Annotated in this window: 24 protein-coding genes and 1 pseudogene; 11 read left to right on the top strand and 14 right to left on the bottom strand. The window is 54.0% G+C overall.

The genetic code is table 11. From position 1 onward, the window contains the following. Window positions 1-417, top strand: a pseudogene (locus CBE72_RS16180) (transposase); the annotation flags it as partial. A 451-nt stretch (window positions 418-868) separates the two neighbouring features. Continuing rightward, a complete protein-coding gene (locus tag CBE72_RS16175; protein ID WP_100145020.1) occupies window positions 869-1,465 on the top strand; it encodes a DUF6624 domain-containing protein in 597 nt (198 codons plus the stop codon). Between the two features lie 265 nt (window positions 1,466-1,730). Here the strand turns inward: CBE72_RS16175 and CBE72_RS16170 are convergent, their stop codons facing one another. The 7 genes from CBE72_RS16170 to lptD form a co-directional block, all read right to left on the bottom strand. Then, on the bottom strand, window positions 1,731-3,752 hold the full coding sequence (locus CBE72_RS16170) for a methyl-accepting chemotaxis protein (protein ID WP_100145018.1): 2,022 nt from the start codon (window positions 3,750-3,752) through the stop codon (window positions 1,731-1,733). 98 nt (window positions 3,753-3,850) lie between these two features. Next, window positions 3,851-4,672, bottom strand: a complete 822-nt coding sequence (locus CBE72_RS16165) for a symmetrical bis(5'-nucleosyl)-tetraphosphatase (protein WP_100145016.1) — start codon at window positions 4,670-4,672, stop codon at window positions 3,851-3,853. Between the two features lie 13 nt (window positions 4,673-4,685). Then, the gene (gene apaG, locus CBE72_RS16160; RefSeq protein ID WP_100145014.1) at window positions 4,686-5,066 is read right to left on the bottom strand and encodes a Co2+/Mg2+ efflux protein ApaG; all 381 of its coding nucleotides are present in this window, start codon (window positions 5,064-5,066) and stop codon (window positions 4,686-4,688) included. Window positions 5,067-5,125: 59 nt separating this feature from the next. Continuing rightward, window positions 5,126-5,932 (bottom strand): 16S rRNA (adenine(1518)-N(6)/adenine(1519)-N(6))-dimethyltransferase RsmA, encoded by an 807-nt coding sequence (rsmA, locus tag CBE72_RS16155; RefSeq protein ID WP_071237044.1) that lies wholly within the window; start codon window positions 5,930-5,932, stop codon window positions 5,126-5,128. A 15-nt stretch (window positions 5,933-5,947) separates the two neighbouring features. Further along, a complete protein-coding gene (gene pdxA / locus CBE72_RS16150; RefSeq protein WP_100145013.1) occupies window positions 5,948-6,934 on the bottom strand; it encodes a 4-hydroxythreonine-4-phosphate dehydrogenase PdxA in 987 nt (328 codons plus the stop codon). A 5-nt stretch (window positions 6,935-6,939) separates the two neighbouring features. Then, window positions 6,940-8,244: a peptidylprolyl isomerase SurA gene (surA, locus tag CBE72_RS16145; protein ID WP_100145011.1), complete on the bottom strand. Its 1,305-nt coding sequence runs from the start codon at window positions 8,242-8,244 to the stop codon at window positions 6,940-6,942. Window positions 8,245-8,358: 114 nt separating this feature from the next. Beyond that, entirely contained in the window at window positions 8,359-10,671 is a 2,313-nt protein-coding gene (gene lptD / locus CBE72_RS16140) for an LPS assembly protein LptD (RefSeq protein ID WP_100145009.1), read from the bottom strand. A gap of 158 nt (window positions 10,672-10,829) precedes the next feature. Here lptD and CBE72_RS16135 point away from each other — a divergent pair, with 158 nt between their 5' ends. The 5 genes from CBE72_RS16135 (at window position 10,830) to CBE72_RS16115 (ending at window position 15,050) form a co-directional block, all read left to right on the top strand. Further along, window positions 10,830-11,861, top strand: coding sequence for an aminoglycoside phosphotransferase family protein (locus CBE72_RS16135; RefSeq protein WP_100145028.1), 1,032 nt, complete (start codon window positions 10,830-10,832; stop codon window positions 11,859-11,861). Then, complete coding sequence (murU, locus tag CBE72_RS16130; RefSeq protein ID WP_100145007.1) at window positions 11,858-12,541, top strand: N-acetylmuramate alpha-1-phosphate uridylyltransferase MurU; 684 nt, start codon at window positions 11,858-11,860, stop codon at window positions 12,539-12,541. The genes CBE72_RS16135 and murU overlap by 4 nt, the downstream gene beginning before the upstream one ends. An 86-nt stretch (window positions 12,542-12,627) precedes the next feature. Then, entirely contained in the window at window positions 12,628-13,401 is a 774-nt protein-coding gene (djlA, locus tag CBE72_RS16125) for a co-chaperone DjlA (RefSeq protein WP_028781624.1), read from the top strand. 58 nt (window positions 13,402-13,459) lie between these two features. Beyond that, entirely contained in the window at window positions 13,460-14,074 is a 615-nt protein-coding gene (locus CBE72_RS16120; protein WP_028781623.1) for an outer membrane beta-barrel protein, read from the top strand. A gap of 22 nt (window positions 14,075-14,096) precedes the next feature. After that, the gene (locus CBE72_RS16115; protein WP_100145005.1) at window positions 14,097-15,050 is read left to right on the top strand and encodes a D-2-hydroxyacid dehydrogenase; all 954 of its coding nucleotides are present in this window, start codon (window positions 14,097-14,099) and stop codon (window positions 15,048-15,050) included. 1 nt (window position 15,051) lies between these two features. On the opposite strand, the gene cyaB is transcribed toward CBE72_RS16115, so the two are convergent. Together cyaB and purT are read right to left on the bottom strand one after the other, a co-directional pair. Then, complete coding sequence (gene cyaB, locus CBE72_RS16110) at window positions 15,052-15,609, bottom strand: class IV adenylate cyclase (protein WP_100145003.1); 558 nt, start codon at window positions 15,607-15,609, stop codon at window positions 15,052-15,054. A gap of 11 nt (window positions 15,610-15,620) precedes the next feature. Beyond that, window positions 15,621-16,796, bottom strand: a complete 1,176-nt coding sequence (purT, locus tag CBE72_RS16105; RefSeq protein ID WP_100145001.1) for a formate-dependent phosphoribosylglycinamide formyltransferase — start codon at window positions 16,794-16,796, stop codon at window positions 15,621-15,623. A gap of 183 nt (window positions 16,797-16,979) precedes the next feature. Here purT and CBE72_RS16100 point away from each other — a divergent pair, with 183 nt between their 5' ends. Beyond that, window positions 16,980-18,446 (top strand): AAA family ATPase, encoded by a 1,467-nt coding sequence (locus CBE72_RS16100; RefSeq protein WP_100144999.1) that lies wholly within the window; start codon window positions 16,980-16,982, stop codon window positions 18,444-18,446. Here the strand turns inward: CBE72_RS16100 and CBE72_RS16095 are convergent. Continuing rightward, window positions 18,437-18,964 (bottom strand): DUF4136 domain-containing protein, encoded by a 528-nt coding sequence (locus CBE72_RS16095; protein WP_100144997.1) that lies wholly within the window; start codon window positions 18,962-18,964, stop codon window positions 18,437-18,439. The two genes, CBE72_RS16100 and CBE72_RS16095, sit on opposite strands and share 10 nt — an antisense overlap. A gap of 150 nt (window positions 18,965-19,114) precedes the next feature. Between CBE72_RS16095 and CBE72_RS16090 the strand changes: the two genes are divergently transcribed. Beyond that, window positions 19,115-19,426: a DUF1289 domain-containing protein gene (locus tag CBE72_RS16090; RefSeq protein ID WP_100144995.1), complete on the top strand. Its 312-nt coding sequence runs from the start codon at window positions 19,115-19,117 to the stop codon at window positions 19,424-19,426. Here CBE72_RS16090 and CBE72_RS16085 read toward each other — a convergent pair. Genes CBE72_RS16085 through CBE72_RS16070 form a run of 4 tightly spaced genes read right to left on the bottom strand, consistent with a single transcriptional unit; the run spans window position 19,413 to window position 22,720 of the window. Beyond that, complete coding sequence (locus tag CBE72_RS16085) at window positions 19,413-20,690, bottom strand: ATP-binding protein (RefSeq protein WP_100144993.1); 1,278 nt, start codon at window positions 20,688-20,690, stop codon at window positions 19,413-19,415. The genes CBE72_RS16090 and CBE72_RS16085 overlap by 14 nt on opposite strands. A gap of 19 nt (window positions 20,691-20,709) precedes the next feature. Continuing rightward, the gene (locus CBE72_RS16080; RefSeq protein WP_100144992.1) at window positions 20,710-21,423 is read right to left on the bottom strand and encodes a response regulator; all 714 of its coding nucleotides are present in this window, start codon (window positions 21,421-21,423) and stop codon (window positions 20,710-20,712) included. Beyond that, the gene (locus CBE72_RS16075) at window positions 21,423-21,842 is read right to left on the bottom strand and encodes a DUF3019 domain-containing protein (protein WP_157929101.1); all 420 of its coding nucleotides are present in this window, start codon (window positions 21,840-21,842) and stop codon (window positions 21,423-21,425) included. Before CBE72_RS16075 ends, CBE72_RS16080 begins: the two co-directional genes overlap by 1 nt. A 5-nt stretch (window positions 21,843-21,847) precedes the next feature. After that, window positions 21,848-22,720 carry a MipA/OmpV family protein gene (locus tag CBE72_RS16070; RefSeq protein ID WP_100144988.1) on the bottom strand — a complete coding sequence of 291 codons (873 nt, stop codon included), beginning with the start codon at window positions 22,718-22,720 and terminating at the stop codon, window positions 21,848-21,850. A gap of 200 nt (window positions 22,721-22,920) precedes the next feature. Here CBE72_RS16070 and CBE72_RS16065 point away from each other — a divergent pair, with 200 nt between their 5' ends. Together CBE72_RS16065 and CBE72_RS16060 are read left to right on the top strand one after the other, a co-directional pair. Next, window positions 22,921-24,096: an acyl-CoA dehydrogenase gene (locus CBE72_RS16065; RefSeq protein WP_028781616.1), complete on the top strand. Its 1,176-nt coding sequence runs from the start codon at window positions 22,921-22,923 to the stop codon at window positions 24,094-24,096. Window positions 24,097-24,109: 13 nt separating this feature from the next. Continuing rightward, window positions 24,110-24,643 carry a GNAT family N-acetyltransferase gene (locus tag CBE72_RS16060; RefSeq protein ID WP_229672038.1) on the top strand — a complete coding sequence of 178 codons (534 nt, stop codon included), beginning with the start codon at window positions 24,110-24,112 and terminating at the stop codon, window positions 24,641-24,643. Window positions 24,644-24,736 lie beyond the last annotated feature (93 nt).

The raw sequence follows: 24,736 nt of genomic DNA, 5'->3' as shown, positions 1-24,736 counted from the left end.
CCCATCAGAGCCAAGATGGCCGATACGCCTGAGCAGTCAGAACATACCAGCATTCGGCTACGTATTCAGGCAGCCTTGAAATGCGAACAACCCGCCAAGCTACTGCCCTTTATCGGCAATGAATGCGATAACCTGCGCAGTGGTATTGCGTTTGGGCTCAAAGATTATCTTGAATTGGTGGATGATACCGGGCGCTGTATTCGCGATGATAAGCGAGGTTCGATAAGTGAAAAGAGTACCAAGCTACTGACGCGGTTGAATATTCCTCATGATAATTGGCTCAAGCTTACCACTGAATTTGGAAGACTATTTCGTGGGCCAGTAGGCACCTTGCAAGAGCTCAGTTGTTACTGCGAACACTTGGAGAAGCGACGACGGCATTTTGCAACCAGCTGTCAGTACTTTCAAACGGCTTGAACCCCACGCTATTTATCTCAACCGCAGTCATTGAAACCCCCTGAACCATGGGTGGGGCTAGCACGGCTCAAATCTCGCATTTTTGCGTGAAATAGGTTCGATTTCATCAAGCCTCTGCATCTCACGGATATCTTTCGACCTTAGTGNATCTCAACCGCAGTCATTGAAACCCCCTGAACCATGGGTGGGGCTAGCACGGCTCAAATCTCGCATTTTTGCGTGAAATAGGTTCGATTTCATCAAGCCTCTGCATCTCACGGATATCTTTCGACCTTAGTGTGCTCAAATCCCCTAACGGTGCTTGAACATAGACAGAAAGAAGATTAGGTTATTGTTTTATAATGGGTGGCTTGATTTTTTTTGACAGAAAGAAGATTAGGTTATTGTTTTATAATGGGTGGCTTGATTTTTTGCTAGAATGCGGCGTTATATGCACAAAAGGATTTCGAAAATGCGCTTACTTTTTTTACTTCTCCTCATTCCTTCTTTTGCTAATGCCGAGATAGACAAAGTATTACAGTCTCAACTCTTAGAAATGGCAAAATTGGACCAATCAGTACGCAAACAATTAGGCGAAGCTGGCTGGGACAAAGCTCCAAAAAATCTCCATACCAAATTATCAACTGTCGACCATGAGAATACAAAAAAGCTCAAAGCAATATTGAGCGAACGAAAATGGTTTACTGATGTTGAGGTAGGAAAAGAAGGTATAGGGGCTGCTTTTCTTATAATTCAGCATTCACCAGACACTGAGTTCCAAGAAAGGATGCTCCCTATTTTAAAGGAATCTTACTTAAGCAACGAAGGCGTATCAGGACAGGAAGTAGCGTTATTAACTGATCGTGTACTTATCCGTATGGGCAAAAAGCAAATATATGGCACACAAGCAGATGTTAAAAATGGTGAAATAGCTTTTATGCCCATTTCAGACATTGATACAGTGGATGAAAGAAGGGCTGAAATGAACATGCCACCTTTAGAATTTTATAAGAAACTTATGGAAGAAATGTATGGCATCAAAGATCACCCAGAAATAGAACTGAATTAAAGTGCATATAACAAACGGTTTATGCTGGGACGCAAAAAAGCTTGGCTTGCGTCACTTCGTTCCTAAATTATAGCCAAGCATTTTCCGCCCCATAACCGGGTGTTATTCACCGCATTCGGGCTCCCAGCCCATCCCCGCTGCAGGCAATGAAACATCCGTCACCGGAAGCCCAATCAATGTTATTTGGCTATTTTGAGCTGAAAGTTATGTCGGCCGTCGTCCCCGCGACAAAACCTCCTGGGGAAGACGGCCGATGGTTTTAAGATTAGACTTTGAACTCGCCAACCGAAGCCTGCAACTCTTCGGCGAGTTGTGCTACCTGATGGCTGGATTGGGCGGTCTGATCGGCGCCTGAGGCGGTTTCTTCCGAAATCAGTGCAATATGTTCCAGTTTTTCTGAAACCTGCTGGCTGACCAGGTTCTGTTCCTGAGCGGCGTTGGCGATTTGGGTTCCGGCATCGAAAGCCTGATGTACAGATTCGCTGATGGCTTCCAGAGCTTGATTGGCTTGCTCTGTCTTGGCGACGCAGGAGTTGGCTTGGGCGCGGCCCTGTTCCATGACAGCGACCGCCTCTTGGGTGCCGGTTTGCAGCACCTGGATCATCTGCTGGATCTCCTGGGTCGACTCCTGGGTGCGGGAGGCGAGGTTGCGTACCTCATCGGCCACAACGGCAAAGCCGCGTCCCTGTTCACCGGCCCTGGCGGCCTCGATGGCGGCGTTGAGTGCCAGTAGATTGGTCTGTTCGGCAACACCCCGAATAACATCCAGAATCGAGCCTATGGCATCGCTGTCGGAATGCACCTTGTTGATCACTTGCCCCGCCTTGGCGACTTCGTCGGCCAGCGCTTCTATGGTGCGGCGGTTTTCCTCGGCAATGATCCGCATATTCTGAGCTTCTTCATCGGCCTGTTTAATCTGGCTCAGGGCGTGATCGGCGCTGTGGGATACCTGCTGGGCACTTGAGCTCAGTTCTGTGGTGGCTGTGGCTACCTGATCGACCTGGCTCTTCTGCTCCTGGATCCCGATAGTGGTTTGTGAGGTGACCGCCGAGGTTTGTTCGGCGGCGGCTGCCAACTGGTTGGATCTATCCAAAATGCCACGGATCAGACCTCTGAGACTGTCGATAAGGCGGTTGCAGTTGCGGGAAAGTTCGGCAAACTCATCCTGTCCAGAGTCATCCAGCTTATGGGTCAAGTCACCGGAAGCGAGGATATTCAATGCCTGATTGATACGGTTGAGTGACGCGGTCAGTGGTTTCACCACGGCAATACTCACGGCTATGGCCACCATTATTGCTACCAGCACCACCAATAGGGTTTGCATACTGGCCGAGTCGATACTGGCCAGGGTTTTGGCGTTGATCTCGTTGGTCAGGGTTTCGATTGCCCCGGAAAGAGCCGCCATTGCCTGATTAACATTTTTCTTGTCGGTTTCCACTTGCTCCAGTGCTGCCTGAGTGCTGGCCTTGAGCTCGAGTTGGGCCGCTTTTTGGGCCTGAATCGAGTTTTTGCCCTTGAGATGTTGGCTGAGTTTGCCAAGCTCGCTGGTCATTTCATTGAGTATGTCTGCATCGATGACACCGGCGCCGTGACGACTGATGTACTCCAGCTTGGCCTCGGCTTCGTTGCTGATATAGCTAAGTTCTTTGACTATGATTTCGTACTTGCTGCGGTCCTCGGTGGCGACCAGATCGTAGACAGTACTGATCACATTGGTGACATTGCTGTCCAGAGCGGCGGCGGAAGCGGCAATTTCCCGCTCAGTAGTGTCTTGGCTCTGTTCCAGATCCATTAGATCCAGCAACAGACTGGCGGCATCATCCGCCGTGCTTTCCAGTTGATCCCGCTGCTTATTGAGGCTTTCCTGCTGCTCTAGGGCGCTGAGGTGGTCGGCCATCATGCGTTCACTAGTGTTGATGAAGGCCTGATAATTGCGTTCTACCTGGGGCAGGATCTCTTTGAGTCCGGGCTCTTGCTGTACCAGCTTTGACAGACTGGCAAGTTGCGCCTTGAAGCTTTGCTTTTGACTGGTAAATTGCTGTTGGAGCGGCGGGAGTTTATTGGCCTTGGGGACGTGGTAACCCACCAGAACCAATCTTTGCTGCTCGCTGAGGGTTTCACCCAGCTCGCCGGTTGATTTGAGTGCCGGGATACTCAGTTGCTGTAGAACTTCGGTGGTGTTTTTCAGCTCATTGTTGGTGAACCAGGAAACAGCACCAAGTAGGATCAATAGCAGGGTGACTACGGCAAACCCTGCTATGACTCGGGTCGCTACATTCAACTTCATAGGCTACTCCGGAAAAGGTTATGGTTTTTCTCTTGGGAAAAATCTTTTAGTTTTCATGGGCACGTTACCAGATGGTTATCGGCCGACGTCCACTAAGTTTAACCTTTTTTTAACCTAGGTTGGGTAATTTTTTGATCTGATTCCAGGTGCCAGAGTGTCAGGTATTCTCCCCAGCAACAGCCGGTATCCAGCGCCTGCAGTCTTTCGCCTTCGACCTTGCCCATCAGCGCGGCCCAATGCCCAAAGACTTTGGTGTAGTCAGCGGTGTTGGATGGGAATAAAAACCAGGGTTTGAGATTGGGGTCTTCACATTTGGCCGGCGGCACCTTGCAGCTGAAATCCAGCGTGCCGTCGAGATAGAGGTAACGCATCCGGGTCAGGGCGTTGATACAGTATCTGAGTCTGGGCAGGCCGCTGAGCGCACCGGACCAGTCTTCCGGCTCTTCTGTGTACATCCGGGCGATGAGACTGTCGAGATAGTCGACTCTTTGCAGCGCCTGGCTAACGGCGCCTGCTTCCTGGCGTAAGGTTTGGATGTCCCACTGGGGCGGTACGCCCGCATGGGTCATGATGAGTTTATGCTCGGGTAGTTCGCGCATCAGGGGCTGGGTTCTGATCCAGTCGATGAGACTGTCGATATCAGCCGCTTCCAGTAGCGGTTGCAGCTTGTCACTGGGTTTGACCCGTTTGAGCCCGGCCTTGACCGCCAGCAGGTGCAGATCATGGTTACCCAGTACCGACTTGGCCGAATCGCCGAGATCGCGGAAGAATCTCAAGGTCGAGAGAGAATCCGGACCGCGGGCGATCAGATCGCCGACCGCCCAAAGCTCATCCTGGGAAGGGTTGAAATCGACTTTATCCAGTAAGTGTTGCAACTCGTTGAAACAGCCTTGAATATCGCCGACAAAATAGTGAGCCACTGTTATCTGTCCATTAGTGAACCTGGCCGGGTACGGCCAGGCGGAAAGCAGGGATCTGGGCGTAGAAACTCTCGCCCGCATCGGTTTCCATCAGGTAACGGCCTTCCATAAAGCCCAGCGGCGTTTCCAGCACTGTGCCGCTGCTGTATTGGTAGGCGGTATTGGGCTTGATCCTCGGGGTTTCGCCGACGACTCCGGCGCCCTGAACCTCGCTCTGTTGGCCATTGCCATCTGTGATCACCCAGTGGCGACTCTTGAGAGTCACCGCCTCATCACCCAGATTGATAATGGTGATGGTGTAGCTGAAAAGATACTTGTCTTCATCCGGTGCAGACTGGTGTTCTATGTAGTGGGTCTGCACCTCGACTCTGATACGGCTCTTCTGGGGATTCATCTTAAGTTCCTGGCCAAAATCTCTGATGGAAAGGAAGGACGCCGCCCGGCGTCCGGATGTTACGCCTGACGGTCGCTCAGCAAATTGGCGATGGCAACATACTGCTCGACACTGATCTGCTCGGGTCTGAGGCCGGGATCGATTCCCAGGGTCTCATAATCGGCATCATCAAGCAGCCCCTTGAGGTTATTTCTCAGGGTCTTGCGGCGCATGTTGAAGGCGGTGCTGGTTACCTTGCCGAGCATGGCAACGTCCTTGGCCGGCCAGGGTTTGGTTTCATAGGGCACCAGGCGCACTACGGCAGAGTCGACCTTAGGTGGTGGCGTGAAGCTGCCTGGGGGCACTTCCAGTACCGGCACTACCTGGCAATAGTATTGAGCCATGACGGTGAGGCGGCCATAGGCCTTGCTGCCCGGGCTGGCCGAAAGCCGCAACACCACCTCTTTTTGCAGCATGAAGTGCATGTTGGTGATCTGCTCGGCATATTCGAACAGATGGAACATCAGCGGTGTGGAGATATTGTATGGCAGGTTACCAAAGACCTTGAGCTTCTTGCCCTCGACCATCAGCTTGTTGAAGTCAAACTGCAGCGCATCACCCTGGTGAATTTCCAGCTTGTCTTTCAGCACAGGATGCTGCTTCAGGCGTTCTACCAGATCTCTATCCAGCTCGACCACGGTCAGCTTGTCGATGGCACTGGCCACAGGTTCGGTCAGGGCCGCCAGACCCGGGCCGATTTCGACCATCACATGCTCATTATCCGGGGCGATAGCCGCCACAATACGGTTGATCACATTGTCATCGGTCAGGAAGTTTTGTCCGAAACGTTTTCTGGCGGTATGGCCTAAGTGTACTTTATTGCTCATTGATACTCAGTTGGATCAGTTTTTACCGGCCAGTTCTATGGCCTTGTTGAGTGCACAGACGAAGCTGCCGATATCGGCCTTGCCCGTGCCTGCGAGTTCCAGTGCCGTGCCGTGATCCACCGAAGTGCGGATATAGGGCAGGCCCAGCGTAATGTTGACCGACTTGCCAAAGCCCTGAGACTTGAGCACAGGCAGGCCTTGGTCGTGGTACATGGCCAGTACCACATCGGCGTCTTGCAGATACTTGGGTTGGAACAGGGTATCGGCAGGCAAAGGGCCTATGATCCGCATCTGTTCCTGCTCTCTGAGTTCGTTCAGCGCCGGGATGATCACATCCAGCTCTTCCCGACCCAAATGGCCATCTTCACCGGCATGGGGGTTAAGGCCACAGACATAAATCTTGGGGTTGTCCAGGGCAAACTTATTCACCAGATCCTGGTGCAGTATCTTGATGATCTGATGCAGGCGTTCACGGGTGATCGCCTTGGAGACGTAAGCCAATGGGATGTGGGTGGTCACCAGGGCTACCTGTAGACCGGGGCAGGCGAGCATCATCACCACATCCTGACAACCGGCCTGATGGGCAAAAAATTCGGTATGGCCGGAGAAAGGGATCCCGGCCTGGTTGATAATGCCCTTGTGAACCGGACCTGTCACCACGGCGTCAAACTCGCCGTTCATGTTCTTTTCACCCGCATAACGCAGGGTGTCGACCACATAGGCGCTGTTTTGTTCATTGAGCACGCCGCAGCGAGGTTCACAGGCCATAGTGAAGGGCACTATGGTCAAACTACCGGCCTGCTGAGGCTTGGCCGCTTGGCTTGGCTGATAAGGCTTGAGCTGGAGACTGAGCCCCAGCATCTTGGCACGCGCCTGCAACAAGGCAGGATCTGCGCACACGACCAGCTCGGCCGGCCAGTCGCGCTGCGCCAGCTGTACTACCAGATCCGGACCTATGCCGGCTGGCTCTCCGGGAGTAATGGCAATACGTTTAATGTTCAAGCTGCTTAACCTCTATCCGTTTCAGGGGCGAAGAGTTCAATGTATGCATCGGCCCGCATTTCGTCCAGCCAGTTTTGTAACTCTTCGTTGAATTTGCGGCGGAAGATCAATTGATGCGCACGGTTGGTGTTGAACTGTTCTGTGGCATCTGTCTTGCGTCTCTCTTCCAGCTGAGTGATGTGCCAGCCGTGGGTTGAACGGAACGGCTCACTGATTTCACCCTGCTTCAGGTTGTTGAGTGTCTGGGCGAACTCGGGCACATAGATGCTTGGATCCGCCCAACCCAGCTCACCGCCTTTGGTGGCGCTACCGGGATCTTCCGAATACTGGCGCGCCAGATCTTCAAACTTGGCTTCGCCGCTGCGGATCTGTTTGAGGAACTGCTGCAGCATCGCCTTGGCTCTGTCTTCAGACAGGATCGGTGACGGCTTGAGCAGGATATGGCGGGCTCTGACTTCCTCAACTTCTTTGGTCTGCAGGCCGCGGGCGTCCATGATCTTGATGATATGGAAACCGGCACCACTCTTGATAGGGCCTATGATGTCGCCTTTCTTGGCATCTGTGATCACTTCGGCAAACAGGGTAGGCATCTCATTGATGTTCATGTAATCCCAGATACCGCCTTCCAGCGCCTTGGGACCGGCGGAAGAAGCGATGGCGGTTTCACGGAAGTCGGCACCGGATTTCAGGCGCTCCAGCACGGCATTGGCACGCTTGCTGGCTCCTTCCAGTTGCTCTGAAGTGGGGTTGGAAGGCACTTCAATCAGAATGTGGCCAACCTGGTATTCCACGTCTTTCAGGCCCTGTTCCTTGATCAGCTTCACCAGGTTATTGATCTCCTGGGGTGAAACCTGAATTCGGCGCTGTACTTGAATACGCTGGATCTCGCCTATGGTTACTTCTTCACGCAGTTGCTCGCGGTATTGGCTGAAGCTGCTGCCATCGGCTTCAATTTCGGCGCGCATCTGAGCGACAGTCATGTTCTGTTGCTTGGCAATGTTTTCTATGGTTTGGTCCAGCTGCAGATCCCCGATATGCAGACCGATACGGTCGGCCATCTGCAGTTGCAGGCGGGTCAGGATCAAACGCTCAATAACCTGGGTGCGAAGCGCCTGATCCGAAGGCAGACTCTGGCCGGCGGCCTTGGCGTTGGCCTTAACAGTGTCGACCATGTTCTGGACTTCGCTTTCCAGCACTATACCGTCGTTGATCTGTACTGCAACGCGATCCAGCAGCTGTGGTGCTGCCAGGGCAGCCTGGCTCATGACTAGAGCAAAAAATCCAAAAATCAGTTTCTTACAGGGTTTCATCCACAAAATCCTTGCCACATTTTCGTTTCGTTGGCCGCCGATGGCAGCGGCCTGGGTTGTCCAGATTGGACTCTCTGTCCCGTCCGAGGTTCAGCAATCTACCACAAATCTTGATTAATTCCTCAGATAAAGTGGTTTGCGGTAGTTGAACAGACCTTCATCCAGCATGTCGCTGACCCCCAGTGGGCCTGAGCCGCCGAGGCCTTTGATCACAAAGTTGAGGTAGACGCCGGTTTCGAACATCTCACGCTCGTTGAGCATTGCATTCTTGAGGTCGTCCTCGTAGTTGGTCTTAATACGGTAGTGGTAGCTCAGACGCACTGCCCAGCAGCATGACTCGTACTGGAAGCCGGTATAGGTTTCCACCGAACGTTCCTCTTTGAGGTCGTAATACCAGTTGCCGACAAAATAGAGGCTGTCGGTAATTGGCCAGGTGGTACGGACACCGGCCTGGGAGATATCCACTCTGTCATTAGTGTTGCTGTTGAGCAGATCCGGCACGTAACGATAGCTGAATTGCAACAGCTTGTTGGGGCCGGGGCGGTAGTCCAGGGTTGCTTCACTCTTCTTGTTGGAGCTGTAACGGGTGTCGTATTGAATAGCACCGCTGACAAACCAGTCTTTGTAGATTCTGGCATCCAGCTCGGCGGCCAGTACCGAAGTGGACGGCTGCTCTGTGAGTTCATCCTCATAGAGGCTGACCTTACTGTCTTTGAAGTAGATGATCTGGCCCAGGCTGAACTTCAGCTGTTCCAGGTTACGCTCATCAAACAGGCGGGTGGTCAGACCCAGGGTCAACTGGTTGGCATCGGCGATACGGTCCAGACCCGAGAAGCGGCGGTCGCGGAACAGGCCGAAATAGTCCTGCTGCAGTTCACCCGTGTCATAGAGACCGATTTTGGACTGATCTTCATAGCCGACATACAGGTATTGGAACTGCGGCTCCAGCGTCTGGCGGTAGTTCTGGTCGAAGTATTCGGTATAACGCTCGAAGTTTATCTGACCGTGAACCCTCACCTGAGGCAAGGTACGGCTGACACTGTCATCCAACTCGGGCTGCTGAATATTGTGCTGCCAGTAGTTGGTTTGCATCAACTTGACTTCACTGGTCAGTGAGCCTGCCGGGCCATGGATTGGCAGACTGATGCTGGGCTCCATATGTACCCGGGTTGCCGTGGTGTAACTGTCTTCTCTGTGGCGGAAGTTGGTTATCTCGGAGGCGAAGTTGAAATCCAGGCCTTGCCACACCCCGGGGGTGCGGTAGTTGAAGTTCAACTGCGGCATCACCTGGTAGGGTCGCTCTTCATTGCCCAGTACCTTGATGTCCTGCACCCTGGCATTGAAGTCCCAGTTGTCGGTGAAATAGGCGATTTCACCAACCCGGGACAACTGGTTGTCGGTGGCACGATTGACATCTGAGTTGAGATCGTTGAAGTAGTTGTTGTCCGAGACATCGGTATAGTTGGCCAGCACCCGCCAGTTCTCATCCAGGGCGTCGCTGTGTTCCCAGTGATACATATAGCGGTTGGGGCTGCCATCGAGCATGTTATCGCTGCCCAGGTACTCCAGGTTGAACTGGCCGGTAGGCGTTTGCCTGTTACCGTTATCGCCCAGCAGATAGCGGAATTCTGTCTTGGTAAACAAGCCCCGCGACGACATATAGTGCGGGGTAAAGGTCAGATCGTACTCTGGCGCTATGTTCCAGTAAAAAGGCGCGGCAAATTCCACCCCGTTGGTGGTGCTGGAACTGAAGCTGGGGAACAGGAAACCTGTCTTGCGTTTTTCCGAAACCGGCACTGTCATATAGGGAATATAGAATACCGGCACGCCACCTATTCTGAGTTTGGCATCCCAGATCTCCCCCCACTCTTCCTTGCTGTCGATTTTGATCTTCTCGGCTTCCAGCAGCCAGGAGACATTATCCGGTGGGCAAGTGGTGAAGTTGGTGTTGTTCAATACCAGGTTGTTATTCTGGGTAATTTCCAGTTTCTGGGCATCCCCGTGAACCTGCTGACCATGGAGCCAGTACTGCGCCCCTTCAAGGGTGGCGTTATTGGAACGCATCTGCGCCATCAGCGAGTCGGCGGTCACGGTAAACAGCGGGTCTTGAAACACCAGGTTGCCCTGAGCGGTTAACTGCTGCTCCTGCTGGTTGACCGTGGCTCTTTCGGCGGAAATTTTGCGCCCGGCCTGAGAAAAGGTCACATTGCCTTCGAAGGTCGCCTCACGCCCCAATTGCGCCGAAGAGGCGTCAGAATGGATCTGTATTTTTTGATCGGCCAAAGGGCCGCTGCTTTCCCCATCCTGATGATAGGGAACCGGAGGCAAGATAACACATTGAGCGTTGTTGCCGCCCTCCTGAGGAAGGGGTTCAGCCAGCGTCAGGGGAGGTAAAAGGCTCAATGCCAGAAAATATCGGATCTGCATCTTAGGTCAATTATTTAGATTTCTTTGTCTGGACAAGTATTCGGAGGGAAAAGTTGCATCCTGCCTCGGGCAACGCAGCCAAAAAACTCTGTATTTATTGGCTGTTTCCTGTTTTTTACCTCGGTATAATAAAGCAATTTTTCGTCAAGAGCCATGAGATGACCTTGTCTGATCCCAGATTTCTTTCCATGTCGTGCTGGTTGCAGCAACTTTTCGGTAAGCCTTTGCAAGCCAAGCTGATTTCCGGCGATGCCAGCTTTAGGCGTTATTTTCGTCTCAATGTCGATGGTTGTGATTACATAGTCACGGACTCACCTCCCAACTTATTGGATAACAAGCCCTTTATTGCCTTGGCGCGAGCGTATCACCAAGCGGGCATTCGGGTGCCCAAGGTGCTTGAGTTCAACGAGGAAGAGGGCTTTATTCTGCAGCAGGACCTTGGCGATAATTTGTTGTTGCCCGAGTTGACCGAAACCAATGTGAGTGACTGGTATCTCAAGGCGCTGGCGATTTTGCCGGATATCGCGGCGGTGCGGGAAAGTGAACTTGGCCCATTGCCCGACTATGATGCGGCCTTTGTCGAACGCGAGCTGGCGATTTTCAGCGAGTGGCTGCTGGATAAACACTTGCAAGTCTCCCTGACAGCCGCTGAGCATACTATGTTGACCGAAAGCTTTGCTATTTTGACTGCCAGCGCGCTTGCGCAACCCCAGGTCGGCATGCACAGGGACTTTCACAGCCGTAATCTGATGCTTAAAGAGGGTAAGCTTTGGGTAATAGATTTTCAGGATGCCGTGTTGGGGCCTGTGACCTATGATGCAGTCTCGCTGCTGAGAGATTGCTATATACGTTGGCCGGATGCGATAGTCGAGCCGCTGCTCAAAGCCTTCTTTGAACAGTGTCGCGAGCCGGGGTTGGTTGGCAAAGATGTTGATTTTGCCACCTTCAGTCGCTGGTTCGATCTCATGGGAGTGCAGCGACACCTGAAGGCGGCGGGTATCTTTGCCCGCTTGCACCACAGAGATGGCAAGTCAGGTTATCTCAAGGATATACCGCTTACACTCGGATATGTGGCTGATATCTGCGAGCGTTATCCTCAGTTGCAGGCGCTTTCCTCCTGGGTCAGGCAGAGGTTATTGCCGCTGACTCAACAACAGTCACCACAAGCAGAGCCACAGGAGCACAAATGAAGGCGATGATTCTGGCAGCCGGCAGAGGGGAGCGTCTGCGTCCCTTGACCGACAAGCTGCCTAAACCTCTGGTGACAGTGGCCGGTAAGCCCTTGATTGAGTATCACATTGAACGTTTGGCCGCCATGGGCGTGACAGAATTGGTGATCAACTGCGCCTGGCAGGCAGACAAACTGATTGAACGCCTGGGAGACGGCAGCCGTTTTGGCGTGACGATTCATTACAGCCGTGAGATTGAGGCGCTGGAAACCGGCGGCGGGATCAAAAAGGCCCTGCCGCTGCTGGGTAATGCACCTTTTTTGGTGATTAACGGCGATGTGTTTATCGACGCCATGCCTGAGCTGCCCAATTTGGCTGCAGATACGCTGGCGCACCTGTTTCTGGTGGATAACCCGGCGCAGCATCCCGAGGGAGACTTCGCCTTGCTGCCGCAAACATTCGGCGATTCGCGGGTCAGTGACAGGGGCGCGCCCAGGTACACTTTCTCCGGGGTGGGAATATATCGCCCCGAATTATTCGATGGGGTAGCAGAGACACATTTTGCCTTGGCGCCGCTGCTGCGGCAAAAGATGGCGCAGGGGCTTATCAGTGGCAGTCATTTCACGGGTTACTGGTGTGATGTCGGCACACTGGACAGGTTGCAACAGCTGGAGCTTAGGCAGGCTAAAGGGGCTGTTTAACCACGAGCGCGCAAGCGGACGCAAGACAAGACAGTTCAAGATTAAGTATTGGCCCGGCCAAGCACGGGCGCACTATGGGATAACAGATGCGTATTTGGGGTAAATTTTTCGGCGGTGTCATTGGCTTTATGTTCGGGCGTTTCTTCGGCGCCTTGCTGGGGATCTGGCTTGGGCATCTATATGACAAGCGGATGGCGGCCTCTCAGGGCCTACCGGGGGGCAGTCGGCAGGCACAGTTCTTCAACACCACTTTTGCCGTTATGGGGCATATCGCCAAGGCCTCGGGGCGGGTGACCGAAAATGATATCCGCATGGCCACCAGTCTGATGGATATGCTGCGCCTCAGCGGCACAGCGCGAAAAGACGCCCAGCAGGCGTTTCGCGAGGGCAAGGAGCCGGACTTTGAACTGGAAGCCAGCCTGCGCCGCTTTCGACGTATCACCTTTGGCCGCCGGGAAGTGCAGCAGATGTTTCTGGAAATTCAAATCCAGACTGCCCTGTCTGACGGTGAACTGCAGGACAAGGAATATGCAATACTGCAGGTGATTGCCAGAGAGCTGGGATTCAGCAGCTTTCAGCTCGATGAACTGCTTAAGCGTTGGCAGGCGGAGCTGCGTTTTCAACAAGCTCCCGGCGATCACAGACCATCGGTTGCCGATGCCTATGAAGTCTTGGGGCTGTCAGAATCCGCCAGCGATCAGGACATCAAACGCGCCTATCGCAAATTGATGAATGAACACCATCCGGATAAGTTGGTAGCCAAGGGCTTACCGGAAGAGATGATGGAGTTGGCCAAGCGTAAGGCTCAGGATATTCAGGCGGCTTACGACAGGGTCAAGAGCAGTAGAGGAATGCGCTGAGCCTCGCCCTTGGGTGTCGGCTCATGCTGTTAAAGAGGGTTCACCCAAGGAGAGCGCCATGAAACTTGCTTATTCAATCCCCTTGCTTTTGGCCCTGAGCGGTCAGGCTCAGGCCGAAGTGTTTGTTGCGCCGTTCGGCGGTTACAGCTTTGGCGGCAATGATCTGGACTATAGGTCCAGCGAAAGCACGGTTAATAACAACAGTAGTGCGGATATTACAGAGGCCGGTCATTTTGGCTTTATGTTGGGGCTGACGACGTCAGAGCCGGGTGACATGTATCTGCTTTACTCCCATCAGGGCACTGAGCTCAGTGGCAGCGGTTTCCCGGGCACTGACAAGCTGATGGACCTCAGCGTCGATTATCTGCATCTGGGGGGCACACTCTATTTCCCCAAAGACAAGCTGCGGCCCTATGTCACCGCCAGCGCCGGTTTGACGCAACTGCGTCCCGAGCTTGGCAGCAACGAAACCCGTTTTTCCATGGGGCTTGGACTGGGGCTGGATTATCAACTGCTAGAGCAGCTATCCCTGTTTGCCGATGTGCGCGGCTATGCGACTCTGATAAACAGCGACAGCAGCCTGTTTTGCGATGCCAATCAGTGCTTATGGCATATCAAGGGCGATACCCTGTGGCAGGGGCAGGTCAATCTGGGGTTAAGATACCGTTTCTGAGTGGGGTAACAAAGAGGTGAGTATGAGCTTAAAAATAGTGGTTCTGGATGGCTTTTGTCTCAATCCTGGCGATCTCGATTGGTCGCCACTCAAGGCGCTTGGGGAGCTTAACGTCTATGACAGAACCCCGGCTGAGCTTGTGCTGCAGCGCGCCCAAGGCGCCGATATTCTGCTCACCAACAAGACAGTGCTTGGGGCGCAGCAACTGGCGGCGCTGCCCGGACTCAAGTACGTAGGCATTCTTGCCACGGGCACCAATGTGGTTGACTTAAAGGCCGCCGGTGACCTAGGCATCACGGTCACCAATGTGCCTGGCTATGGTCCGGATGCGGTGGCGCAGATGGTCTTTGCCCATCTCTTGTATCACACCCAACAAGTGGCGCAGCACCACCAGGCTGTGGCGGCGGGGGCCTGGAGCCAGTGCGCCGACTTCTGTTTTACTCTGTCACCGCTGATGTCACTCTCGGGCAAGGTGATGGGAATTGTCGGTTATGGTGATATAGGCTCGCGAGTGGCGAATATTGCCCGGGCGCTGGGGATGCGGGTGCTGCTGCATACCCGAACTAAGCGCCATGACCTGGCCGAAGGCATCAGCTGGGCGCCACTGGAGCAGCTGTATCGTGAAGCCGATGTGATCTCGCTGCACTGCCCGCTGACCGCGGCGACCGAGAAGATGATCAATCAAGACTCGCTGCAGCTGTTAAAGCCCGGGGTTATTTTGATCAATACCGCCCGTGGTGGGCTGGTGGATGAAAATGCGCTTGCCACAGCACTCAATCAGGGCAAGTTGCGGGCCGGAGTGGATGTGCTCTCCAGTGAGCCTCCAATGCCTGACAACCCCTTACTCAATGCTAAAGGAGTCAGCATAAGTCCGCACAATGCCTGGGCGACAATAGAAGCCAGGCAGAAGCTGTTGGATATTGCCGTGGACAATCTGCGCGCCTTTATTGGTGGAAACTCAGTTAACCAGGTTTAACTCAATAAGGTTTAGTGCGGCACAGTTGCCGATAGGAGCGGGATTCCAACATGGCTTGGGTCAGTCCGAACCGGGCTGCCAGTTGCCAAAGCTCGCTGCGAAGCTGCTCCAGCTTATCGCTATCGTCGGTCATGATCGCCAGTTCGGCAAAATCGCCGAGCCCCGCCAGGCTGTCCAGCGTCATATGCCACTTGCCGATAAAGTAGATGCTGCGGCATTTTTGCAGCCGCTGCACCGGCACATAGCCCATGGCGCTGAGCATGTTGCGGGCCCTGGCGGCATCCGAGATATTGACCGCTTCACAGCAATCTGTCCCCGGGCCCTTGAGGATCCACAGCAGATTGTTGGATGGCTGCATCTCCCGGATGCACAGTGACTTGTCCGCCGCGTCCAGTTGACCATCCGGGGTATCGAAGTAGCAGTCGTCCTCCTGATTATCGGCAAACATACACTCATGCTCCATGGCATTGAGGCGCTCAAGCAGTTGTTGTTTGCTGCAAGATTCATTCAGACGGAACTTGAGCTCCACTTCATACTTACCCTGAAAATGCTGGCCCACGGCGGTCTCTTTTAAAAAATCACTTCCACTTTGGCGGCGGAGCGCAGCGCCTTGTCTATGGCGCTTTGAACATCCAGATCCCTTGCCAGAGCAACCCCCAGACGGCGGCGACCATGGATCTCCGGCTTGCCGAACAGTCGCAGCTGAGTGTCGGCTTCGCTTAGCGCTGCAGCAAGGCCTGTGTAGCGCAGGTTGTCTGAGTCGCCTTCTTTGAGCACCACAGCCGAAGCGCTGGGGCCGTGCTGGCGGATATTGGCGATCGGTAATCCGAGAATGGCACGCACGTGCAGGGCAAACTCGGACAGATCCTGGCTTATCAGGGTCACCATGCCGGTGTCGTGTGGGCGGGGCGAGACTTCAGAGAAGTAGACTTCATCGCCCTTGATAAAGAGTTCAACCCCAAACAAACCATGGCCGCCGAGCGCCTCAACCACTTTGGCGCCTATCTGTTGCGCCTTTTCCAGGGCCACTTGGCTCATGGCCTGTGGCTGCCAGGATTCGCGGTAGTCACCGTCTTCCTGCCTGTGGCCTATAGGTGCACAGAAATGAATGCCGTTGACTGCTCTTATGGTGAGCAGGGTGATTTCGTAGTCGAAAGGCACAAAGCCTTCGACAATCACCCGGCCTTGACCAGCGCGGCCACCTTGCTGGGCATACTCCCAGGCCGCGGCTATCTGGGCTTGCTCGCGGATCACGCTCTGGCCCTTGCCCGATGAGCTCATCACAGGCTTGACCACGCAGGGCAAACCTATTTGGGCCACCGCCTGATTGAATTCTGTCTCAGTGTCACAAAAGACGTAGGGCGAGGTGGGGATCCCCAGCGTCTCTGCTGCCAGACGGCGAATGCCTTCTCTGTCCATGGTCAACTGGGTGGCCCTGGCGGTGGGCACCACCTTCAGGCCTTCGGCCTCCATTTGCGCCAGCGTCGCTGTGGCTATGGCTTCGATTTCCGGAATGACCAGATGGGGTTTTTCCAGCTCGATGACGGCGCGCAGCGCCTCGGGATCGAGCATGTTCACCACATGAAAACGATGACTGACCTGCATGGCAGGGGCATTGGGGTAGCGGTCAACGCCGATGACTTCGACGCCCAGGCGCTGCAGTTCAATCGCAACTTCTTTGCCCAGTTCGCCGCAGCCGAGCAGCATGGCGCGCACGGCGCCTTGGCTAAGGGGAGTGCCTAACATAGTGTGGGTACCTTTGGTTATTGTAGCTGCCTGTGGCAGCGGATTTTTTGCTAGTTTACCCTTTGGCAATCGGCTTGGGCGGAAGGCTTGATAAATTGTGCGCTGGATCACTGCTTGCGCTGCTGTGGCGGATGTTGAAACTTTGTTATTCTTAAGTCCGCTATTATCGTGCGGGAAGCCAGAATGCAGGATGTCAAAGACTTAACCGGGGTGCTCAGGGGCGGTACGCCCTTGGTAATAATTGAAACGTATGAGGAGCCCAGAGTTCTGGAGCTGCTCAAAAGAGTGGCCGGTGTGCTGATGCGGCCCCTGTATGGCTGGAGTGTTACCCAGGGGCTCAAGCGGCTGGACAGGGAAGTCGGGGTGCAGAAATTCAATGCCGAACCGACCGATATTCTGGCGCACATCAAGGCCAGCCAGCAGCAGGGGATCTATGTGCTCTGTGACTTTCACCCTTATGTGGTTGAGGCGCCGCGTAACGTGAGAATGATCAAGGAGATTGCCCTTGAGCACGAAACCTTGCAACACACCCTGGTGATGGTTAGCCACGCCTTTGATGTGCCCCCTGAACTGAGCCGATACTGCGCTCATTTCTCCCTCTCCATGCCAGGGCAGGCCCAGTTGGAAAACCTCATCATAGAGGAAGCTCGCCTGGCTCGAGCCAAAGGGGTCTTGAATCGTCTCGATGAAGCCGTGATCCCACTGCTTGCCGGTAACCTTCGCGGCCTGAGCCATGCCGATGCCCGCCGTCTTGCCCGTAAGGCCATCTGGGATGATGGTGCCTTGTGTCACTCGGATATTCCCGTGGTCAACAAGGCCAAGTTTGCGCTTTTGGATATGGAAGGTGTGCTGCAATTTGAGTACGACACCTGTGACTTTGCCGATGTTGCCGGGCTTTCCAGACTCAAGGAGTGGCTGAACCACAGGCGCCTTGGCAGCGATGCGCAATCATTCGATACGCCCAAGGGCGTGATGCTGCTCGGGGTGCAGGGTAGCGGCAAGAGCCTGGCGGCCAAGGCGGTGGCCGGGATCTGGCAGCGGCCTTTGCTGCGCCTGGATATGGCCGGACTCTACAATAAGTACATAGGCGAGACGGAGCGCAACCTCAAGAAAGCGCTGGAGATGGCGGAATTGATGGCGCCCTGCGTACTCTGGATAGATGAAATTGAAAAAGGGCTGGGCAGCAGTAACAGCGATGAAGGCACCTCGAAGCGGATCCTCGGCACCCTGCTGACCTGGATGGCAGAGCGCAAGTCCGAAGTCTTTATGGTGGCGACCGCCAACGACATCAGCGCGCTGCCCCCCGAGTTGCTGCGTAAGGGACGCCTGGATGAGATATTTTTTGTCGACCTGCCGGACAGCTCCACCCGGGAGGAGATCTTTCGCATCCACTGCCGTAAGCGCAATATCGATCCGGCCGCGCTGGAATTGGCGAGTCTGGCAAGCGCCAGTGAAGGTTTCTCCGGCGCCGAGATAGAGCAGGCGGTTATTTCTGCCCGTTATGCCGCGAGGGCAGCGGGGCAGGAGGCCAATCAGGCCTGGCTGCTCGATGCCCTGAGTCGGACCCGCCCCTTATCTGTGGTGATGGCGGAAAAGCTCAATGTTCTGCGTCAATGGGCCAACGGTCGCACTGTGATGGCTCACGGTTGAGGCGGAAACTGGCTCAGGATCCGCATTACGGTTTCCCGGGTTGCCTGAGCCTTACCTTCGCCGCCATCGCTGAAGCTGAACTGATCGCTGCCGCGCCAGATGAGGCGGTTGCTACTCGCTTCTATGATATCGATTTGTATGGTCTGGAGTTTGGCATCGGCTCCCAGAGGCACACCCACACTGGTGCCCACGCCAATGCCACCGCCAGAGCCCCAGGTGCCGCTGCCAAGGCCGATGGAGAGGCCTGAGTCTTTTGGCTTATCTGTAGTGCGAAAGGCAAAGGAAACCTTGAAGTCCGCCGACTCGGTGACTTCGGTAAATTGTTTGCTTTTTAGCGTGTCGACAATTGCCTGATTGATCCGCTCGGCGCTCAGGGGATCATCACTGCTGGAAATCGGCAGGGGGGTGAACTTTTGTAGCTTGGCGAAGTTGTATTCCGGGTCGTAGTCCTGTTTCGGCTGCTGGGCGCAGGCTGTCAGCAGCAGGGGTACCAGCAGCAAGAGTGTCCTGAATGTCATCGCTTGTCCTCCGTGAAGGGATATACCTTACCCTGTGACTTTGTGCCAAAGCGGCCGTCAGTGCAAGAAGTGGATAAAAAATCGCCTTTTTAAGAATGAGATGATATACCTAAGGTTCAGCCGTCAGAGAGAGCCTGCAATTACGCCCCTATGGAACAACTGGTCTTTTTTGATATCCCCAGCCCCTGTATCGGTGTCTGCCAGACAGATGCCAAGGGCTATTGCAAAGGTTGTTTTCGGAACCGCGAAGAGAGATTCGATTGGCTCAATTTTTCCAACGCCCGTAAGTTGGACGTCATTCGCCTTTGCAAGGCGCGTAAACGGCGCTGGCAGCTGGCGCAGATAAAGGCGCGCAGGGAGCAGCTCAAGGTGGAAGAGCTGCAGTTGAATCACAGCTTGGACTTTGATGCCAAAGGTGACGAAGACGAGCCTCTGGACTTCAGCGATTTCAGTCTCGATTGAGTTCCCGCGTGGGCAGACTGATGCAAAAACGGGTTTCCCCGGGGCGGCTAAATAGCCGGATCTCGCCTTGATGGCGCTCGACTATGCGTTTGATAATCGCCAGCCCCAGTCCAAAGCCTTTATTGCTGTTGCGTGAGGTATCGCTGCGGACAAAGGGCTCGAATATCTTGCGCTGTTCCTCTTCAGGGATCCCTTCGCCATCGTCTTTAACCTCGATGGTGACTCCATCGTTTTCTTCTTTCAGAGTCACCAGAATTTGGCTCTCGGCGAAGCGCTGGGCATTGGTGAGCAGGTTTTGCAGGGCTCTTTCAATCAAGGCCGGCTCACAGGTGAAGGGCAGTTTGGCGACGGAACTGTCCAGGGTTATCGGAATAGGGCTCAGGCTCTGCAATCTGTCTATCACCTGGCGGCAAAGGGCGGTGAGGTTGCAACTCTCCTGTCTCAGTCCGGTTTGGGCCGACTCCAGACTGGCATAGGTGAGCATTTCTTGCAGTAAGGATTCCATCTCTTTGACATCTTCTGTCATGCCGGCAATAAACTCGGCCCTGGCGGCCTCATCATTCCCCTCCCGGCAATAGTTGGGGATCAGTGCCAGGGCGAACTTGAGCCTGGCCAGCGGCGTGCGGATCTCGTGGGAGACGGCATTGGCCAGGTGGCGCTGGTTGTCGATAAGAGCACCGATATGCCGCGCCATCTCATTGAAGGTTTGTGCCAGGGGTTGTACTTGAGAGCGGGGGGACAGCTTGATGCGAGTATCCCACTTGGCTTGTCCAAGGGCTTCCGTTGCTTGTTTGAGCACCTTAAGATCTCGGGAGAGTGGCCAGACCCAAACCAGGGCTACTCCGGCCAGCGACAGATAGAAGAACAGGGTGAACAGGCCGCGCAGTCTGGCCCTGGGATCTGTATCTATCGGGCCTGTCATCAGTACCTGTTGATCCAGGCGGATAAACTGCATCTGCTTGCCAGAGTTGGTCAGGGTGGTGAAGACTTCACCGGGAGCCAACTCACCATCATCGGCCTGAGTGATCTTGTCGGCACTGAATAGACGCAGCGGGTAGTTTGCATTGATATTGGCAGCGGCAATCGCCTGTTGCCGCTGCTCGGGCGTCATGGGTTTAAGCATGGCCGCCATCGCCATCAATGGCGCATCGGCCAATTGTTCTGTCTCATCATCATGTTGTTGCCAGAGGGCATCGAGAGTCCATCCCAGCCCGAGAAAACTCAGGCTGATCAATAGATACAAACTGATAAAGAGGCGTTTCACACGTTAACCTAACAGGGGATCAGCTATTCCAGGCTTCGGGAGCAAACAGATATCCCTGGCCCCAAACCGTCTTGATCCTGAATGGCGTTTCAATATTATCGCCCAGCTTCTTGCGCAGACGAGAGATACGTACGTCTATCTTGCGATCCTTGCCATCGAAGTCGATGTTCAGCAGACATTGGTAGATATACTGGCGGCTCAGCACTTGGCCGGCTTGGGATGCCAGCAGCCACAGGAGTTCAAATTCGTGACTGGTGAGATCCACCTCTTTCTCGCCCAAACGGATCGCCTGGGTGTGAGGATCTATACTCAGCTTGCCAAAGCTCAGGCAGTGGGATTCTGCCATAGGCGGCTTGGTATGACGTCGCAGCAGATTGTTGATCCGTGCAACCAGGAGCGCCGGATCCACCGGTTTTACCACATAGTCATCGGCGCCCAGTTCTAGGCCTTTGATTTGATCTTCATTGGAGCCAAGTGCACTCATCAGCAGAATTGGGCCGGCAAAGTAGTCCGGTAGTTTTTCACACAAGGACAGGCCATCCATGCCCGGTAACATGATGTCCAAAAGAATAATGTCTGGCTTATAGGTGAGCAGTCGGGTCAAGACGGTATCACCGCGGCGCTCAACTTCCACATGCATACCATGGGACTTGAGATAATCCACAATAAGGTTGGCCAGACGAGTGTCGTCTTCCACCAGTAAAACGCGGTGGGTCGATTGCGCTGAGGTCATCAGAATAAACTCCAAGGGTTGCGATATCTACGCCTGACGCTGGTGTCAGACACGGGCGTAGTTCTAAAATAAACGCCGGCTAAGGTTTGCCATGTGTCCTTATCTACCATGACAAAGTGAATGTCCTCACTGGTTGTGAGTCGGAATGTGAAGCCGTGCACATCTTCTGTTTCACTGCACCAACGTTGTAACCCTTCATAATCAGAAAGGATACAAACCGCACCGTTTGTATTAGTCCAACTTAAACTGACATCAAGCGAACAGGTGTCCTCTTCGCTCTTGAGAATGCAGAGCTGAGGGGTAATAGCCAGCTTGATTTCTTGATTATTATTATTTGAGTCGGCCTGCACCTGGGAGGCTGATGTCATTGACAACATCAGCAACGGAAACAACCAACACCAGCCTTTTACTAAGCGCACCTTGATTAAAACCTATAGGCAGCACCAATGAAAAAAGTTCTGACGTCATCTTCATCCAGCAGAGGACTCTTGGCTATTTCATCGGCAAGTTGGGTATAACGTAGTCCTAACACAAGATCCCAGTCTTCGTTGAGGCTGTAGCGACCGGTAAACTCCAGTCCGCGGTTAAAGCCTGAACTCCCCTGGTAAGCCTGACTCCAATAGGCATTCTCGCTTGGTCTGACGCCAAAGTAATAATCGACTATTTCTTTACTCTTCCACTCCAGATTCAGGGCGAACTCCAGTTTCCAGCGTTGCCAATTCAGGTTATACAACCACCTAGCCTTGGCTTCGGTGCCCCGGTGAACATTAAACATATCATGTGTAAGCGAAAGATTCAGTGTACCGTATCGAGTGTAAATAAAAGCCTCGGCTCCACCAAGAAATGTAAAGTGTCTGTCCTCCAATTCGTTAAAAACTTTGGGAGGCTCATTTCTTGGCGTTGACATCACTGACACCGCCCGGCTTTGAGGCGCGACCGATATCTGCGAGCGACTACCAAAAGTGAAGATATTGCTGGGATCCCAGCGATAGAAAAATGCCCGCTCTCTGCTATAAGCCGTCACCAGATTAATGGTGTAGTTTTCCGACTCCGCCAGGGTCAGTCCCAAGCTGCCATTGTCAAAAAACCAGTTCTCACCATAGTAGGCAATGCTGGGGAGCACGTAGAGAGGAATATCGTCCTGCTGGCGCAAGGGATTGCTCTTTTGGCCATAACCCATGGCCAGCCCAAGCTCCCATTCACCAACAGGTATGCACTCCCTCTCCTCGCAATAGGGATGAGCCCAGGCGCTGAAAGACAAGAGGCTGAAAATGAACAAACAGAGTCGTAAAGACATGAAAATACGGTATATCAATAATAAGCATGATTGGTTGAGCGCAGAAGATTAGCATTTGTTCGGCTTAAATTCAGAGACTTCTATCATATGTGTTGCAAATTGATACAGGTGTAATCTTGGCTTGACACTTGTGTCTGTGCTGGGCAGATATGCGGGACTGAGGTAGCATGATGAAAATCAGCTGAAAAAAGGATAAAGCTATGGCCCGTAATCCCTTCGATTGGCAAGATCCCTTGCAGTTTGACAGTCTGTTGCAGCCGGAAGAAAGGATGATCCGCGATACTGTGCATGAATATGCCCAAAGCAAGTTGCAACCCAGGATCCTGCAGGCAAATCGCGAGCAATACTTTGATCCCGAGATCATGACAGAACTCGGTGCTCTGGGGTTACTCGGGGCGACTCTGCCGACTGAATATGGCGGCGCCGGGGTCAACTATGTCAGCTATGGCCTGATTGCCCGGGAGATAGAGCGGGTCGACAGTGGTTACCGCTCGGCCATGAGTGTGCAGTCCTCTTTGGTGATGCATCCGATTTTTGCCTACGGCAGTGAAGAGCAGAAACAGAAATATCTGCCAAGGCTGGCCCGCGGTGAGCTGATTGGCTGTTTCGGCCTGACCGAGCCGGATGTAGGGTCAGATCCCGGCGGCATGAAGACTCGCGCCGAAGCCATCCCGGGAGGGTATCGGCTCCATGGCAACAAAATGTGGATCACCAATTCACCGATTGCCGATCTCTTCTTGGTTTGGGCCAAGCTTGATGGGGTCATTCGTGGCTTTTTAGTGGAAAAGGGCACCCCTGGGCTGTCGGCGCCCAAGATAGAGGGCAAGTTCTCTCTCAGGGCCTCGATAACCGGCGAAATCGTGCTGGACGGAGTTGAAGTGGGTGTCGATGCTCTGCTGCCCAATGTCGAGGGGCTCAAGGGGCCCTTTGGTTGTCTCAACAAGGCCAGATATGGCATCGCCTGGGGCGCCTTGGGCGCGGCCGAGTTTTGCTGGCATGCCGCGCGGCAATACAGTCTGGATCGAGTCCAGTTTGGCAGGCCGCTGGCGGCCAATCAGCTGATCCAGAAAAAGCTGGTGGACATGCAGACAGAGATCACCACGGCGCTGTTTGCCTGCTTGCAGGCCGGTCGCTTGCTAGATCAGGACAGTTTGGCTATTGAGGCCATCTCGCTCATCAAGCGTAACTCCTGCGGCAAGGCGCTCGAAATCGCCCGCCAGGCCAGGGACATTCACGGTGGTAATGGTATCAGTGACGAGTTTCATGTCATCCGGCATCTGATGAACCTGGAAGCGGTCAATACCTATGAGGGGACCCATGATATTCATGCCTTGATCCTGGGGCGGGCCCAGACAGGCTTGGCAGCTTTTAGTTAAGGAGAACAACAGAGTGCAGGCAACAGAGTTTGAACCCAAGGTGAGTCAGTCACAACAAGAGGTTGTGGTGCGCCACAGCGAGCACACGGATATTCCGGCAATACGGGCGCTCTTTACTCAGCCCAGCTGTTATGCTGGCACCTTGCAGCAGCCCTTTCCGTCACTCGAAAAGTGGTATAAGCGCCTGGGGGAACTGCCGGATGGTTATTATTCACTGGTCGCAGAGTGGCAAGGGGAGGTGGCCGGTCAGCTCTCCTTACAGGTACAAACCAACCCCAGACGTAAGCATGTGGCCGATCTGGGGATGGCGGTGAGTGAAGAGTGCCGAGGTATCGGCGTGGGTTCTGCGCTGCTGGCCGCCGCTGTGGATTTGGCCCATAACTGGTTGGCGGTGAGACGCCTTGAGCTGACGGTTTATACCGACAATCACGCCGCCATAGCGCTCTACAAACGCCATGGCTTTGTGATTGAGGGCGAGGCGCGGGACTATGCCTTCCGTGATGGCGAATATGTGGATGTGTTTTTTATGGCCAACATCCGCGAATGATTACTCAAACATCAAGAACAGATAGACCATAAACAACACCAAGTGAGTCGCCCCGTGCAGCGCATGGGGGCGGCCACTACACTCAGGATCATT

This window comes from Shewanella carassii, assembly GCF_002777975.1.
GTDB classification, from domain to species: Bacteria; Pseudomonadota; Gammaproteobacteria; order Enterobacterales; family Shewanellaceae; genus Shewanella; species Shewanella carassii.
Note: the sequence above shows the minus strand (reverse complement) of the source record. Positions and strands in the feature narration are given on the sequence as shown.

Excerpts from the sequence above, each read along its gene's own strand:
- rsmA (WP_071237044.1), bottom strand. The coding sequence starts at position 5,932 with ATGAGCAATAAAGTACACTTAGGCCATACCGCCAGAAAACGTTTCGGA.
- CBE72_RS16090 (WP_100144995.1), top strand. The coding sequence starts at position 19,115 with ATGGAACAACTGGTCTTTTTTGATATCCCCAGCCCCTGTATCGGTGTC.
- CBE72_RS16170 (WP_100145018.1), bottom strand. The coding sequence starts at position 3,752 with ATGAAGTTGAATGTAGCGACCCGAGTCATAGCAGGGTTTGCCGTAGTC.
- CBE72_RS16095 (WP_100144997.1), bottom strand. The coding sequence starts at position 18,964 with ATGACATTCAGGACACTCTTGCTGCTGGTACCCCTGCTGCTGACAGCC.
- CBE72_RS16120 (WP_028781623.1), top strand. The coding sequence starts at position 13,460 with ATGAAACTTGCTTATTCAATCCCCTTGCTTTTGGCCCTGAGCGGTCAG.
- apaG (WP_100145014.1), bottom strand. The coding sequence starts at position 5,066 with ATGAATCCCCAGAAGAGCCGTATCAGAGTCGAGGTGCAGACCCACTAC.
- lptD (WP_100145009.1), bottom strand. The coding sequence starts at position 10,671 with ATGCAGATCCGATATTTTCTGGCATTGAGCCTTTTACCTCCCCTGACG.
- CBE72_RS16065 (WP_028781616.1), top strand. The coding sequence starts at position 22,921 with ATGGCCCGTAATCCCTTCGATTGGCAAGATCCCTTGCAGTTTGACAGT.
- djlA (WP_028781624.1), top strand. The coding sequence starts at position 12,628 with ATGCGTATTTGGGGTAAATTTTTCGGCGGTGTCATTGGCTTTATGTTC.
- CBE72_RS16080 (WP_100144992.1), bottom strand. The coding sequence starts at position 21,423 with ATGACCTCAGCGCAATCGACCCACCGCGTTTTACTGGTGGAAGACGAC.
- CBE72_RS16175 (WP_100145020.1), top strand. The coding sequence starts at position 869 with ATGCGCTTACTTTTTTTACTTCTCCTCATTCCTTCTTTTGCTAATGCC.
- purT (WP_100145001.1), bottom strand. The coding sequence starts at position 16,796 with ATGTTAGGCACTCCCCTTAGCCAAGGCGCCGTGCGCGCCATGCTGCTC.
- surA (WP_100145011.1), bottom strand. The coding sequence starts at position 8,244 with ATGAAACCCTGTAAGAAACTGATTTTTGGATTTTTTGCTCTAGTCATG.
- murU (WP_100145007.1), top strand. The coding sequence starts at position 11,858 with ATGAAGGCGATGATTCTGGCAGCCGGCAGAGGGGAGCGTCTGCGTCCC.
- CBE72_RS16135 (WP_100145028.1), top strand. The coding sequence starts at position 10,830 with ATGACCTTGTCTGATCCCAGATTTCTTTCCATGTCGTGCTGGTTGCAG.
- CBE72_RS16100 (WP_100144999.1), top strand. The coding sequence starts at position 16,980 with ATGCAGGATGTCAAAGACTTAACCGGGGTGCTCAGGGGCGGTACGCCC.
- CBE72_RS16115 (WP_100145005.1), top strand. The coding sequence starts at position 14,097 with ATGAGCTTAAAAATAGTGGTTCTGGATGGCTTTTGTCTCAATCCTGGC.
- CBE72_RS16070 (WP_100144988.1), bottom strand. The coding sequence starts at position 22,720 with ATGTCTTTACGACTCTGTTTGTTCATTTTCAGCCTCTTGTCTTTCAGC.